Below are 14,753 nucleotides of genomic sequence, written 5' to 3'. Positions count from 1 at the left end.
GCTGACTGCCTATATGCACCCGGTATCAAAACGCGTGAACAAATTATTGCTGTCGTTAATGCTGTTGCACCAAAACCAGTAAACGTTTTAATTGGCTGGGATAGTGATTTAACAGCAGCAGAACTTGCGAATTTGGGTGTAAGGCGTATTAGCTTGGGTGGAGCGTTAGCTCGTACAGCTTGGGATGGTTTTATTAAAGCAGCGAGTACTATTGCCGAATCAGGTCACTTCCATTCACTCAATACTTCAGTTTCAAGTAGTGATCTAAATAGTCGATTTAAATAAGATTAGGATAAATCTCTTTATTTGGTAACTTTCAGACAGGACCTCTGTTATGGCCCCAAACATCATACTTTCAAGTGATCGTATTCGGTTACGCCTTTTAAAAATTGAAGATTCAAGGGATTTAGTCGCCGCTGCTTCAGACGGAGAGCTATGGAACCTCCCTTTCACTGTCGTACCTTCAGCAGAAACAATAGAGGACTATATTCACCATGCACTAGAAGGTTACCGAGCAGGCACGGTTCTACCTTTTACCGTTGAAGATATCGCTACAGGAAAAATCATTGGGTCTACGAGATTTTGGAAAATAGACAGAAAAAATTTAAAGTTAGAAATTGGAAGTACTTGGTACTCAAAATCTTGGCAGCGAACATATGCAAATACAGAAGCAAAATATTTGCTTCTTCAATATGCCTTTGAGGAATTAAATTGTGTGAGGGTTCAGCTTACAACAGATGTGCTCAATGAAAAATCACAGAATGCGATTTTAAGACTCGGTGCTCAAAAGGAAGGTGTTGTAAGAAATGAGAGAATTATGCCTGATGGAAGAAAAAGGAATTCTGTCAGATTTAGCATCATTGATGAAGAGTGGCCAAGCATAAAAGAGAATCTTATTAAAAAGTTAAATTATTAAAAGTCTTATCGTGCAATAGTTAAAGGCGATTATAGGCGTGCAAACTCCCCCATTAAACTTAAGTTTACTGGTAGTCGACTTAGTATGTTCAATTTGCCATTCCCAGTCCATAAAGCTGAGTTACCCAACAATATTTTTTCTTTTATTAATATATAACGTTCACACGTACCCAATCTTCATATTTTGTGGCCTGAACATTGGTACTTGATGTAATTGCCCCATGAATAGGAATATTTTCTTTCATCCCTGTCGCAATTCCTGAATATATTTTACTTCCTGGTCCTCCCCAAATTTGAGTATGACCAGCATCTTGATACAGTACATATGCAACAGATGCGGTACTTGCAGCAGATTTAAGTTCAAAGTTATTGTCTGAAGTTACCGCCAATTGATATGGGGTATTTTGACTACATTGCACAGATACATCCGTTCTTGCAGCAGCAACTGGCTGAGAACGAACCACTGAACCAAAATCTAAATTCCCTTGTGTAGACACTTCACACGTTTCAATAATTGTTAAACTGACTCTTAATGATGTAGATGCATTTCCAGCATCTGCACTATTTATTGTCAGCATACTCATCAGAGAAAACAAAGTGTATTTAAGGACTTTCATTTCTTCTCCTTAACTTTTTGTTCTAATGTCTATTCATCTTTATATTGTGTTTTTTCTGTTCTGGTTAAAGAAACAGCTTCAGGATCTTTTAGTTATAAAACTTAATATTGCATACTGTCAATAAATACTAAACGCATGATTTGAATGTTATTTTTAAAATATGTGACGTACTACACGCAATCTAACTATTTTTAAAATTAGTTGAGATTTTTATTGCTCTTAAGAATATTCTAATTATCCTTTAACTTCATTTTCCGAAATATTTTAGAAAACCATTGTTTAATCTTGCCCCAATATTCCTTACCTAGTAATGCAATTGCAATTAAAAAGAGAATCTCACCTACGATCATAAGCCCTGTAATAACTGCTGCTTTATAGGGAATATCTAAAAAAGGAATAATAGGAAAAGAGATCCAATACAAGGCCACAAATCCTAACACGACTAAGCCAATTTTCTTTTTGAGATTCAATTTTGGTTTTGGCATCAACTGTATTTCACTTTAAAAATTCATAAATTCCATTATTCATTCCTTTGTGTAAAGAACGTTTAAGAAGTGTGTAAAGAGCATGGAGATTTAAAATATTTTTAATCATTAAATCTGTCAGTTCATGTGTAATCTTTAAAAGATGAATAATTCTGTCCTTTCTCGCAATTGCATAAATATATTGATCAAAATAATATCCACATAAATAGATTATAACTTTACATATTGTTTAGCTTATAGATTCAATACTAAGAATACTGTGAAGTTAAATTTAAAATGAATAATTCAGACCTTTAAAACCATCCATTTTTAATTTGAGAAATGCTTGATATGAAAAAATATTTACTCTTACTTTTACTCAGCTTTTATTCGATTCACTCATTTGCTTCGGACAAACTACATGGCAGTGTTTGGAAAACAATTGATGATGCAACCAATCAACCGAGAGCACTGGTAAGATTTAGCGAAGATAAAAATGGCAATCTGTCTGCGAACATCGAAAAAATACTTGTTCCAAATGAGGCCAACAAATGTACGATGTGTGAAGGTACCTACAAAAACAAATCTTTGATTGGCCTAACCATCGTCAAAAATTTAAAAAGTGTTGGTCAAAATAAATATGACAAGGGATCTATCCTCGACCCACAGTCAGATAAGACTTATAAATTTAGTGTAACCGTATCACCAGATGGTGAAAAACTTACCGCGCGTGGCTACATTGGTATCTCTGCAATTGGCCGAAACCAAACGTGGTATCGAATTAAATAAGCTCCTAAATCGTTAAAAGCCCTACTTATAAATTGCATGGTTTTTTGAAGTGATCACTTACCTCAAAAGCCATGTAATTTTTTGAATATTCTTAAGTTAATTAATAATTTTAATCATGTACTAAACCTATAAATAAATAATTTTTAAGAGCTCTTATTTTTTTCATGTATCGATTTCAACTCAAAATATAACTACCAATTTTAAGTGATAAACAATTCTTTTTTAATGATAAATATAAACTCATCTTTGCATATATCCATTCCACTTTTTCATATTTTTATTAATCATAAATTTTCACTAAGATCGAATAAATTTCGAAAATTACTGGAAATATAATGTTGTTTGCAACACGTTTTCACTTAAAAAACGCTGTCTTATCAGTAGGGGTTCTCAGCTTTGCACTTTTAACGGGTTGTGGAAATAATTCACAGCAAAATAATGAAACTAAGGCAGAAGCTTCTCAAACTGCGCCTGCTGCTGAACTGCCTAAAGAAGTACGTTTTGCTTGGGGTGGTGGTCCACGAGTTTGGGTTCTTGGTAAAGCTGATGGGGATTTTGAAAAAGCTTTAGGTACAAAAATTAAGTGGGTTGAATTTGCTTCGGGTGCAGATGTAATTAATTACTTCGCCGCAAATGAAATTGATATTGCTCGTTTTGGCTCAAGCCCAGCTGTTGCAGGTATTACTCGCGGATTACCAATTGAAATCATTGGTTTGGAAGGTCTAATTTCTGGTGCAGAACGTTTAATCATTCGTCCTGATATTAAAAATCTGCAAGGTCTGGTTGGTAAAAAAGTTGCCTTCCCTGCCAACTCCACTGCGCAATATGCTTTAGAACAGGCGCTTGCATTAAATAAAATTGATAAATCAAAAATCAAATTAATTCCACTTAAGCCTGCTGAAATTGTTTCTGCATGGACACGTGGCGATATTGATGCAGCCTATGTTTGGGGACCATTTACTCAACAGCTAGAGAAAGAAGGTGGTAAAGAAATTTATCGTACAACGACGCTGAATGAAAAAGGTATTTTGGTTTACAACAACTTTGCTGTCCGTAAAGAGTTTGCAGAAAAACACCCTGACCTTGTAATTAAGTTCTTGAAGGCTTACCAAGATCAAGTTGATGAATATAAACGTGATCCTAAAGCTGCTTCTGAAAAAATCTCTAAATATTTAAGTCTTCCATATGATCAAGTTGAAACCACACTTGCTGGTATCGAATATATTCCATTGAAAGATCAAGCCTCTGAAAAATATTTAGGTGCAACATCAAACGATGAGAACTCTGGCTTGGCTAAAGCAACTCAAGATATTGCTAAATTTTTAGTCAGTATTGGCGAGTTGAAACAATCTGATGTCCCAAAGAGTTATGCGCCTAATATCGACAGCAAATACCTTATTGAAGCGACAAAATAAGGTTATCAAATGATTCAGTTGAACCCGTTTAAAGTAAAAGTGATTAGTACATTATCGCTAATCACTTTTATGATTATTTGGCAGCTTGTGTGTACATTTAAACTTGTCTCACCAATTTTGTTGCCCTCTCCTCTACAGATTTTAGATACAGTTTTAGATTTATTTAAAAACGGTTACCGAGATGCTCCTTTTTATCAACACATTTTAGTCAGCACGGCGCGCGCCTTCTTTGCATTCTTCGTTGCAATCGTTATTGGTGTGCCTTTGGGATTATTAATGGGCCGTAGTCCTATAATTAATGCCATTTTAGATCCATTTGTACAATTCTTACGTCCAATTCCCAAAATTGCCCTCATTCCATTGGTCGTTGTGTGGCTAGGGATTGGTGAGGAGTCTAAATTTTTCCTTATTTTTATTGCGACTTTACTGAGCGTTATTGTGGGTGCAACCGCAGCAAGCCAAAACGTTCCATATGGTTTGATTCAAGCAGCACAAACGATGGGCTTAGGAAAAACAGCAATCTTATTTCGTGTCATTTTACCCTCTTCACTTCCTGAAATTTTCACCACCATTCGTCTATCTATTGGTATTGGCTGGACATCATTAATTGCAGCGGAAATGGTTGCAGCAACTTCTGGTTTAGGCTGGATGATTATTAATGCCGGTTCTTATTTGCGGACAGATGTGGTGATTGTCGGAATTATTTTACTTGGAACAATTGGCTTTATTTTAGATTGGCTCATTGTGAAAGCACAGCAAAAATGGGCCCCTTGGACAGGAAAAGCATAATGACTCAACCCTTTATTGAGCTAAATAATGTTCAAAAAATATTTAAACAAAACAAGACGGAAAATACGGTCTTAGAAGATATTAATCTTAAAATTCCTGAAGGTCAGTTTGTTTGCTTACTCGGGCCTTCTGGCTGTGGTAAATCAACTATTTTGAACTTGCTTGCTGGTTTTGAAAAACCAACTTTAGGTGAGATTTATGTAGATGGTCAAACCATCTCAGCACCGGGCATTGACCGAGCTGTTGTATTTCAACAGGCTCAGTTATTTCCTTGGCTCACAGTAAAAGAAAATATTCAATTTCCACTTAAGCAATCAAAAGCTGAAGCTAAATATATTGCTGAGCAAACTGAATATTATTTAGAAAAAACGGGTTTAAAGAAGTTTGAAAATCATCGAATTTGGCAAATCTCAGGTGGCATGAAGCAACGTGTTGCCCTTGCCCGTGCGTGGGTCATGAAGCCTAAGATTTTATTAATGGATGAGCCTTTTGGGGCTTTAGATGCTCAAACACGTATTTTGATGCAGGAAACACTGACTCAGCTTTGGCAAGACAATAAAACTACCGTTTTATTTGTTACTCACGATATTGATGAATCTCTACTTTTAGCAGATCGCATTATTTTAATGGCAGGTCATCCCGGACGCATTGCCGAAGATATTCAAGTGAATTTACCTCGTGCGCGCAGCATTGAAAATATTGCGCCACAGCAAGAGTTTATTGAAACCAAAAAACATATTTTAGAAATTATGCGCAAAGAAGTAAGCCGCATGATTGATTACATACATTAAATTTTTAGGACATTATTATGTTATTAAGTCATTTGCCGCGCGTTCAACTGGTTCATGCGCCTACTCCTCTAGAGTTTTTACCTAACTTAACTAAAGCGTTAAATGGTCCCCAGATTTACATCAAACGAGACGACGCTACGGGTCTTGCTACAGGCGGTAATAAAACCCGCAAATTAGAGTTTTTAATTGGTGATGCACTTGCAAAAGGTGCCACACATGTACTCACTCAAGGTGCAACTCAATCTAACCATGTTCGCCAAACGATTGCAGCAGCAAATAAATTTGGTTTAAAGGCATCTGTTTTACTCGAACAACGCGTTAGTGATGGTACAGATGAATATTACAATAATGGCAACTTATTGCTCGACGAGATTTTAGGCGCAACATCAATTGAGGTTGTTCCGGGTGGCACAGACATGGTGGCGGCTTTAGAAGCCAAAGCAAAAGAATTAGAACTACAAGGTGAGCGTCCGTACATTATTCCGGGCGGTGGCTCAAACGCTATTGGTGCTTTAGGTTATGTCTCAACAGCAATTGAATTAATTAACCAACTTAACCAGATTCAACTCGCTCCGACTCATCTTGTACATGCAACAGGTAGCACGGGTACTCAAGCTGGCCTTTTAGCGGGTATTGCGGCAACTCACTCAAACTTACCAGTACTCGGTATTAGCGTTCGTGCTGAAAAATCCAAACAAGAAGAAAATGTTTATAAACTTACTCGTGCAACTTTAGAACATTTGGGTTTAAGTGCAGATCTTATTGCTCGTGAAAAAGTGATTGCAAATAGTGACTATGTTGGCGATGGCTACGGTATTCCAACTGATAGCATGGTTGAGGCTGTTGAACTCCTGGCTCGAACTGAAGGTATTTTGCTTGACCCTGTTTACTCAGGTAAAGGTTTTGCGGGTTTAGTCGACCTTATTCGTCAGGGTCATTTCACTAAAGATGACAAAGTGATCTTCCTTCATACAGGCGGTGCCGTAGGCTTATTCGGTTATCGTAAAACCTTCTCTAACAAAGATGCATACCGTTTGTAAGATGACAGAATTTTCACAACTTCCCACCCTTGGAATTTTGGGTGGTATGGGACCGGGCGCTGCTGTTGATTTTCAACAGCGTCTGCTCGATGCAAGCCCTGCCACTAAAGATCAGGAACATATTCCAACAATTGCTTGGAATCACGGCGGTATTCCTGACCGACAACTTGCACTTAAAAACCTAGGTGAAAGTCCTTTAAATGCCATGTTACATGGACTAAAAATTTTAGAACGTAGCGGTGTCTCTAAAATCGCCATTCCATGTAATACCGCACACTTCTGGCATTCTGATTTACAACAACATACCCCTATTGAAATCTTAAATATGGTTGAAATTACGGTGCAACAGATTTTAAAGAATTATGAATCTGGTGATAAAGTCGGAATATTGGCAACCAAAGGTGCCCTTTCTACTCAGTTGTATCAACTTGAGTTAAGCAAGCATGACATTCCTTTTGTCATTAATTCGGATCAAGAAATTGAACAGGAATTTATGCCCGCTGTTTATGCTGTAAAACGTAATGAATCGGCAAAAGCGGGTGCAGTTTTTCAAGAGTTAAGCCAAAGGCTCCTAGATCAAGGTGCGGGTTCAATTATTTTAGCTTGTACAGAAATTCCAATTGGGTTACATGCAATCCAGTCTCCAATTTTAGATGTGAGCTTTGATACCACACAAATTTTGGCAGATGCTTGTGTACATTGGTTTTATCGAAATATATAACTCTAAAATAATGTTCCAACAGTGCTTTAGGTTCTAATCTACCTAATGCACTGTCTATATGTTCTGAGTGAGTGTTTCAAACTCTAAAGTCGAATAACTCTCTCAATCCACACTCTTCTTTTCATTATCTCTATTTGACTCAGTAGAAGAACCCAAAGCCATACTTGAGAATACGCCATCTCGATAAACCCATGCATGTAATAATGCAGCAGACAGATGACCAATAACGACAGCAAATAACAGCCAAGCCAAAATTCCGTGTAAAGTGCGAAACCATGCGTAGAGCGTAGAGTTGGTTGGAGCGATAGGTGGAAGGTCCCAACCCGGAAATAACGTTACAGGCCAATTACCTGCCGAAAGCGTTGCCCATCCGAGCAATGGCAAACTAAACATCAAAAGATAAAGTAGCCAATGTGATGCATGGGCAATAAACGCCTGCCAGCGCGGTACAGTCGGTGGCAAAGGTGGAATTGGAAAATAGAGTCGATTTATTAATCTTACGATGACCAACAATAAGATTGCGATTCCTAAAGGACGGTGAATATCGATTAACCACGGACGCCAAGTGATTGAGGTTGTCATTCCAACACCAATAAATAGCATAGCCAAAATTGCTACCGCCATAGCCCAATGTAGTATTCGAGCAGTCAAATTAAAATGACGTGGAGTATTATCGTTAGATTTGTTTTGCATGGCTGATCTCTCCTATTTACCCACGGCATCCGTTGCTTTGCCAAATCCAATTTCACGTAAGCGAGCATTGTAAGACTGCGCATAGATACCTGCTCGTGCTGCGAGTACCGGATCATCTGATAATTCAATTCCGGGTGGAACCAAGGTTGGGTCAAAGTTAATATCACGGCAAACGCCATTTACCTGTTCAGTCACATTTTTGACTTCCAATGTTCCCGCTATAACTTCTTTACGTTCTTTTGGCCAAGGCTGAGATGGGTCATTCACCGGGTCTCCCGGCTCGGCAAGTTGCAAAACTAAATCCCAATAGAGCGGCCCTTCAGCCAAACGTTTTTTGATGTCTTTAAATAAGAAATCATGGCCAGCTTGATCACGTTGTTCTTTGGTCAGACTAATAAATTTTGAATGAGGACGCATAGACCAACGCACTGGCTGTTCTTGTCCATTGGCAGCCCGCAATATAAAAGCATTTACCACATAAAACTCTGCGCCACTAAAACTACCGGTTAATGGCATCTTTGCCTTTTGTTCAATAGACTTACGCGCTTCGGGATATTCTTTTAAGAAAGCCTCAACAAGGGCTGGATCAGGTTTGCCAGTAGATGGAACTGGTTTAAATGCTTTTTGCTGTGCCAAAAAGCCCTCAGCATTTCGCGTAGGGAAATAGGGAAAGTTGTTTAATTTCATGCGCCATTGTGAATGATCAGCTGCGGAAAGCAATAAAGCCATACTCACTGTTGCTGTAGAATTATCTGCCGCATGCGGGTTACCACTTCCAATAGAAAATCGGCCAATTGCTGGTATATCAGACTTGGCAAATACAGTCGCTTTAGAGAGTTCCGCCGCCGCACCATTACTGTGGTAAGTGCCATCAAAACAAATACCCTTACCGTGTGCACGTCGATATCCGGGATCAAATTTACTTAGTGATTCGCCCAAAAATGTTTTGCTTGTGGTTCGATGTCCAAATAGACCAGCGACCCAAGCAAATGCCAATACTAAAGAGCCCGCGATTAAAGCAATACCTACGAATGGCAACCAATACTTCTTTAGAGTTTTAAAATTCAAATTATTCATTATTAATCCTGTGTAAATTGTATGGCTGCATCCCTAAAGAAGATTTTGATTAGGTAGTAGTAAAACAGGATCTTCAATATCGTAACCAGTTTCTTCTGGAACCCCCAGATATTTAACGACAACCAACCTCTTATTTTGTTTAGGCACACTATAATTTTGGGAAATTTTTATTGCTTTGGTGTAATGAACCGCAATGTGCGTCTTACTTTGTAAAGACGGCGATTTTACAACATATTCTGTTTTATATTGCGTGATCTTTCCTGAAGGATCAAACCAAGATGTTACTTGTTTCTGATGCGTTTTTAAGGTCTGAATTTTTACAGTCTTACTATTACTTACGATCAAAGGGGTTAAATTTTTTTTAATTTTATTGAGAGCCTTATCAAACGCGGTACTATCTTGATCATAATCAATCTTATGTGTTTTTGGATTGATATAGAGCGATTTAACTTCAATAAGTTTGTCAGGCGATTTACTATTTAATAGATAATAATATAGTTGTGGTAGGCGTCCTCGACCATCTTCGTAATGTCTTAATACATAAAGTTTCTTCTCTTTTTGCTGATAACCCAATACTTCAATTTTTTGTCCACCACCCACTGTCGCATAACTATGCGCGGATAACGTAAGAATCGTGCTAAAAGCTAGAAATTTTAGAAATTTCATCAGTTCATATCCTTGTGATCTTGTAATTATATTGTATAAATATCAATCAGATTAAAATTGCACTTCAGTAAGTGATACTTGCTGTTTTTATATTCTTTTTGTACAGAGGTAGCCTTTTTAAGGGGGCTCTATTTATTATTTCTCTCCCCCTCAAATGACTCATCCAGTTTTTAAATCTAATTCATCATAAATGAATGGTCTTATGCAGTATTACGTTTATAGGAAAAATAAGAACATCCTGCACACGATGCCATAATAATTGTTATTCCAATGATCTGAAAATGATTTAATCGTTCATCTAAAATTAGCCATCCAGCCAAAGCACTCACCGCTGGTGATGCGCTCACTAATATTCCAAAAACGCGTGGATGCAACTTTTTCATAGCGACCATATCTAATATAAATGGAATCGCACTCGCTAACATCGCCATGAGTAAACAGGTAAGAAGAATCGTATAACTATCAAAAATATGGATAATGTGAGAAGCCCCTAAAGGCGTTGCAAACAAAGCCGCTAGAAACATTCCTGTTGCAACAGAGCTTCCGCCACCTTGTGCAACTTTAGAGCCATAAATAACGTATAGCCCCCAACCCACGGCAGCCACAAGCGCATACGCCATACCAATAAAGCTAAAGTTATTATTTGAATTGCCCATAGGTAAAAAAAGCAAACCAATAAGAGATAATGCTCCCCAAAAATAATCTAATTTATTTTTAGACATTAAAATAGCAACCGTAAGCGGTCCTAACACTTCGATGGAAATAGCGATCCCAACAGACATATAAGAGAACGCTTTATAAATTAAGGTATTCATTAAAGTGAGGATTGCCCCATAAATAATGAGATTTTTCCAATTGGTCTGTCTGTTCCAGTCTCTCCAAGGTTTATAAACAATCCATAAGAAACATGCTGCTAAAGCAAGTCGAGTTAAGGTCACTCCTTCTGCACTAAGAATTGGAAAAAGGGCTTTTCCTATTGATGCTCCTATTTGCACAGAAATTAAAGATAGAAATGCGGCTGCAAATGCCATGCCTTGCTTGGAGTTTGTCTCAATCATCATATTTACCGCTCTGGGAATGATTGAAATTTTAATTCTATGTAATCAATATATTTCTTCTATTTCGCTCAATAAAACGATTAAATAACTCTATATTTAACATTTAATGAGAGATTTACTCATGTCAGATATTTCTTTGGATAATTTTGACTATGCAATCTTAAGAATACTGCAAAAAGACAATAAGACGTCTCATCGAGAAATTTCCGAAAAAATTGGCCTATCCTCCGCTTCTGTTCAAAGACGTATAACTCGTATGGAAGAAAAGGAAATTATTTTAAGAAATTGCGCTATCTTAAATCCGCTAAAATTTGGTGAAAAAATTACTTCTATCATTGAGGTCCGCCTGAGCGAAGACCGCTCTGTAGTGATGGACAGAGCGAAGCAATACTTTGCCTCTGTTGAAGAGATTCAACAGTGTTACTTCGTGAATGGAGGAGTCTCATTTATCATTATCATGCTGAGCAATAACTTATCTCATTTTGAAAGTTTAGTTAGAAAACATTTTGCTGATAATGAAGATGTAAAAACATATCGAACCTTAATTGTTTTAGATCGTGTGAAAGTAAACTTTGAGTTAAATATTTAAACTTTTTTATTTTGGTTTTAAACGTTTTAGTCGTTTTATAAAACTTAAAAAGAGGCCGAAGCCTCTTTATTTTTAATGTACTCAAACTCAGTCATCAATCATGGCGAACTCTTGTTCAGGCGTACCTTTCACCAAATGGTGACGGCTATATAACAAGTAATAGAGTATAAATCCAACATAAATCAGCGCGGCTAATAACCAAACTTTTGGATTCACCATTAACCCTGCCACTACAGCAACAGCAGCAAGAATCAAAGCGATACAAGACGTCCATATTCCTCCAGGCGTTTTATACGGGCGTGGTAATTCAGGGCGAGACAAACGTAATTTAATATGTGAGAGCATCATTAACACATAAGAGATTGTTGCACCGAATACTGCCATTAAAATGAGTAAGTCACCCTCACCTGTTAAAGACAGTAAGAAGCCAATAATGCCCGGAATGATAATGGCCCAATATGGCGCTTTATTTTCATTGGTGAGCGATAAGTTTTTTGGTAAATATCCCGCACGTGACAATGCAAAAATCTGGCGCGAATAGGCATAAATAATTGAGAAGAAACTTGCGACAAGACCCGCAAGACCGACAAAGTTAACAAAGCTTGCCAACCATGTGTGCTGACCATATACCGCAATGAGTGCATCAACTAAAGGTGCTCCTGAATTTTTTAAAGCATTTGAACCCGCAGCGCCTGCTCCCAAAAATAAGATTAAAAGTGCAAACGACGCCAATATCAACATTGAACCAATCAAGCCGCGTGGCAATGAACGTACTGGATCTTTTGCTTCTTCGGCAGCCAGTGGCACACCTTCAACTGCAAGAAAAAACCAGATGGCATAAGGTACTGCGGCCCATATTCCCATATAGCCAAATGGTAAAAAGCTACTCGCACCTGCATTAGCGCTGACTGGAATATCAAACAAACGTGCGCTGTCAAAATGTGGAAGCATCGCCACGATAAATACGACCAGTGCAATACAAGCAACGGCGGTTATTCCAAACATGATTTTAAGCGCTTCACCTGCACCTTTGAGATGAATGCCCATAAAAACTAAATAGCAAATTAAATAAACAGCCCAGCCGCCAACTCCAAAGAGTGATTGGCAATATGAACCGATGAATACGGCAATGGCAGCAGGTGCAATTGCATACTCAATTAAAATCGCAGTCCCTGTGAGGTATCCTCCAAAAGGACCAAATGCAACACGGGCAAAACTATAGCCACCGCCAGCAGTGGGCAACATCGTCGACATCTCAGACATTACAAAGCTCATGCAAAGATACATAAACGCGACGATGACTGTTGCAATAAAGAGTCCTCCCCAGCCGCCTTGTGCCAGCCCAAAATTCCAACCTGCAAAGTCACCCGAAATGACGTAAGAGACACCCAGCCCCACTAAAAGTAACCAACCTACTGCCCCCTTTTTCAACTGACGTTTTGCAAAATACTCTGCGTCCTGTTGTAAAGCACCAACATCTACGCTTAATTCAGATTCTTTCATTGTCGTATGCCTTATCGACTAAATTTACACCACCAATAGTTGCGCAAAAGATATTCATAAAACTTGACAGCAAAACATCTCCCCGACCACTTGAAGTCAAGTTGATTCATTTTTTCTTTTATAAGATCGACGGCATCTCAACACGAAACGTGTTTAAAAATTAAATTGAGGAGATGGGTTATGTCTGTAGAACAAAATGAATTTTTAAGCCAAGTTCAATTACAAATACTGGCAGAACAAGCAATTAAGCAATATCCATCAGACTATCAAGGACAGGTCAAACTACTGTGTCAGTCTGAAAATGCAACCTATCAAGTTTCGACTGGATCTGCCCGATATGCACTTCGAATTCACCGTCCCAACTATCACAGCAAACTCGATATACAAAGTGAGCTTGAATGGTTAGATGCTTTAAATGCCAGCGGTATTCAAGTGCCTGTTGCGATTGCCGATCAATCGGGTGAACGCGTCATTACCTTGAAACTATCGAATGATATTTATCGTTATGCTGTTCTTTTCAACTGGGTTGAGGGCGATATGCCGACTGTTGAAGTTGACCCCACTGCATTTGAACAATTAGGACAAATTACCGCAAAGTTGCACATACATAGTAAGACATGGCAAGCGCCTGAAAACTTTCAACGGATTGTGTGGAATCATGAAACCATGGTTGGTGCAGATGGACACTGGGGAAACTGGAAAAATGCACCTCATCTAAGACCACAAGATCACGGCGTAATTGAAGAAGCCATTGCACAGATTTCGAAAGATTTAAATTTCTTTGGCAAAACCCAAGAACGCTATGGCCTGATTCATGCTGATTTGCGTTTAACTAATCTATTACTACAACAAGAACGTATCGGCGTGATCGATTTTGATGACTGCGGCATGAGCTGGTTTATGCATGATCTCGCCGCTGCGATTAGCTTCAATGAACATTATGCAAATGCGCCTCAATGGGTTGATTACTGGTTAAAAGGCTACGAGCGCGTAGGTCATATTCAGTCTGAAGAATATGAAATGATCCCGACTTTTATCATGCAACGCCGCATTCAAATGATGGCTTGGAATGGTTCTCACGCACAAACAGAAATGGCTCAAAGTCTTGGAGATCAATGGTCCAATGAAACTGTGCGTCTCTGTAAAAAATATCTAAACGGACAAATGCCTGTCGGAATTTGAAAAGTGATTTAGATCGCTTTTCTTCATTTTCAATTTTTAGTTTTTAAATTTTATAGAATTTAAAGGAAGGGTTTATGCAAGCTACCCATCAACTGAGCAAAGTTGCAAAAGCTCTATTACTCACCAGTAGTCTGGCAAGTATGATTGCTCTAAGCGCATGTAACTATAACCCTCTACAAAGTACATCTCCCGCAGTCGCTATTCCCAAAAAGGAATATATTCAAAAAGGTCAATGGGATGCTTTTAACTTTGACCAACTTAATCAATTAATTGCTACTTATGGAAAAGATAGCCCTAACTACAATCCTGACAAACGCACGTATATTGTCACTGACTTTGATAATACCTCGGTATTTTTAGACATCGAAGAAGCAACTTTAATTTATCAGCTTGAACACTTAGCCTTTAATGTTACGCCAGATCAGCTTAATCAGATTATTCGTA

General features: G+C 38.2%; 17 protein-coding genes and 1 pseudogene. 11 read left to right on the top strand and 7 right to left on the bottom strand.

Annotation, left to right across the window (positions count from 1 at the left end; all coding sequences use genetic code 11):
- The coding region (locus tag UC75_RS19370) for an isocitrate lyase/phosphoenolpyruvate mutase family protein (RefSeq protein WP_228136964.1) at positions 1 to 285 on the top strand (285 nt) is incomplete at its 5' end.
- A gap of 49 nt (positions 286 to 334) precedes the next feature.
- On the top strand, positions 335 to 916 hold the full coding sequence (locus tag UC75_RS00230) for a GNAT family N-acetyltransferase (RefSeq protein WP_049836296.1): 582 nt from the start codon (positions 335 to 337) through the stop codon (positions 914 to 916).
- 145 nt (positions 917 to 1,061) lie between these two features.
- Here UC75_RS00230 and UC75_RS00225 read toward each other — a convergent pair whose 3' ends face one another.
- On the bottom strand, positions 1,062 to 1,532 hold the full coding sequence (locus UC75_RS00225) for a spore coat U domain-containing protein (RefSeq protein WP_049836295.1): 471 nt from the start codon (positions 1,530 to 1,532) through the stop codon (positions 1,062 to 1,064).
- Positions 1,533 to 1,762: 230 nt separating this feature from the next.
- Positions 1,763 to 2,017: a transporter suffix domain-containing protein gene (locus UC75_RS00220; protein WP_049836294.1), complete on the bottom strand. Its 255-nt coding sequence runs from the start codon at positions 2,015 to 2,017 to the stop codon at positions 1,763 to 1,765.
- Between the two features lie 330 nt (positions 2,018 to 2,347).
- Between UC75_RS00220 and UC75_RS00215 the strand changes: the two genes are divergently transcribed.
- From UC75_RS00215 to UC75_RS00190, 6 genes are all read left to right on the top strand, one after another.
- On the top strand, positions 2,348 to 2,785 hold the full coding sequence (locus UC75_RS00215) for a DUF2147 domain-containing protein (RefSeq protein ID WP_049837319.1): 438 nt from the start codon (positions 2,348 to 2,350) through the stop codon (positions 2,783 to 2,785).
- A gap of 335 nt (positions 2,786 to 3,120) precedes the next feature.
- On the top strand, positions 3,121 to 4,200 hold the full coding sequence (locus tag UC75_RS00210) for an ABC transporter substrate-binding protein (RefSeq protein ID WP_049836293.1): 1,080 nt from the start codon (positions 3,121 to 3,123) through the stop codon (positions 4,198 to 4,200).
- 9 nt (positions 4,201 to 4,209) lie between these two features.
- Positions 4,210 to 4,989: an ABC transporter permease gene (locus UC75_RS00205; protein ID WP_049836292.1), complete on the top strand. Its 780-nt coding sequence runs from the start codon at positions 4,210 to 4,212 to the stop codon at positions 4,987 to 4,989.
- Complete coding sequence (locus UC75_RS00200; RefSeq protein WP_049836291.1) at positions 4,989 to 5,780, top strand: ABC transporter ATP-binding protein; 792 nt, start codon at positions 4,989 to 4,991, stop codon at positions 5,778 to 5,780. Before UC75_RS00205 ends, UC75_RS00200 begins: the two co-directional genes overlap by 1 nt.
- 17 nt (positions 5,781 to 5,797) lie before the next feature.
- On the top strand, positions 5,798 to 6,820 hold the full coding sequence (locus UC75_RS00195; RefSeq protein WP_049836290.1) for a D-cysteine desulfhydrase: 1,023 nt from the start codon (positions 5,798 to 5,800) through the stop codon (positions 6,818 to 6,820).
- 1 nt (position 6,821) lies between these two features.
- Positions 6,822 to 7,541, top strand: a complete 720-nt coding sequence (locus UC75_RS00190) for an aspartate/glutamate racemase family protein (RefSeq protein ID WP_049836289.1) — start codon at positions 6,822 to 6,824, stop codon at positions 7,539 to 7,541.
- A 102-nt stretch (positions 7,542 to 7,643) separates the two neighbouring features.
- On the opposite strand, the gene UC75_RS00185 is transcribed toward UC75_RS00190, so the two are convergent.
- The 4 genes from UC75_RS00185 to UC75_RS00170 form a co-directional block, all read right to left on the bottom strand.
- Positions 7,644 to 8,234: a cytochrome b gene (locus tag UC75_RS00185; RefSeq protein WP_049836288.1), complete on the bottom strand. Its 591-nt coding sequence runs from the start codon at positions 8,232 to 8,234 to the stop codon at positions 7,644 to 7,646.
- A gap of 12 nt (positions 8,235 to 8,246) precedes the next feature.
- A complete protein-coding gene (locus UC75_RS00180) occupies positions 8,247 to 9,311 on the bottom strand; it encodes a catalase family peroxidase (RefSeq protein WP_049836287.1) in 1,065 nt (354 codons plus the stop codon).
- 33 nt (positions 9,312 to 9,344) lie between these two features.
- Positions 9,345 to 9,977 (bottom strand): hypothetical protein, encoded by a 633-nt coding sequence (locus UC75_RS00175; RefSeq protein WP_049836286.1) that lies wholly within the window; start codon positions 9,975 to 9,977, stop codon positions 9,345 to 9,347.
- Between the two features lie 200 nt (positions 9,978 to 10,177).
- Positions 10,178 to 11,038: an EamA family transporter gene (locus tag UC75_RS00170; RefSeq protein WP_049836285.1), complete on the bottom strand. Its 861-nt coding sequence runs from the start codon at positions 11,036 to 11,038 to the stop codon at positions 10,178 to 10,180.
- 118 nt (positions 11,039 to 11,156) lie between these two features.
- Between UC75_RS00170 and UC75_RS00165 the strand changes: the two genes are divergently transcribed.
- The gene (locus UC75_RS00165) at positions 11,157 to 11,624 is read left to right on the top strand and encodes an Lrp/AsnC family transcriptional regulator (RefSeq protein WP_005070150.1); all 468 of its coding nucleotides are present in this window, start codon (positions 11,157 to 11,159) and stop codon (positions 11,622 to 11,624) included.
- 87 nt (positions 11,625 to 11,711) lie between these two features.
- Here the strand turns inward: UC75_RS00165 and eat are convergent, their stop codons facing one another.
- Positions 11,712 to 13,127 carry an ethanolamine permease gene (gene eat, locus UC75_RS00160; RefSeq protein ID WP_049836284.1) on the bottom strand — a complete coding sequence of 472 codons (1,416 nt, stop codon included), beginning with the start codon at positions 13,125 to 13,127 and terminating at the stop codon, positions 11,712 to 11,714.
- A gap of 180 nt (positions 13,128 to 13,307) precedes the next feature.
- Here eat and UC75_RS00155 point away from each other — a divergent pair, with 180 nt between their 5' ends.
- A complete protein-coding gene (locus UC75_RS00155) occupies positions 13,308 to 14,309 on the top strand; it encodes a phosphotransferase enzyme family protein (RefSeq protein ID WP_049836283.1) in 1,002 nt (333 codons plus the stop codon).
- Between the two features lie 74 nt (positions 14,310 to 14,383).
- Positions 14,384 to 14,753 (top strand): annotated as a pseudogene (locus UC75_RS19365) (haloacid dehalogenase-like hydrolase); the annotation flags it as partial.

The organism is Acinetobacter sp. V2 (assembly GCF_001188385.1).
Lineage (GTDB): Bacteria > Pseudomonadota > Gammaproteobacteria > Pseudomonadales > Moraxellaceae > Acinetobacter > Acinetobacter oleivorans.
This window is presented reverse-complemented; position numbering and strand designations above follow the sequence as displayed.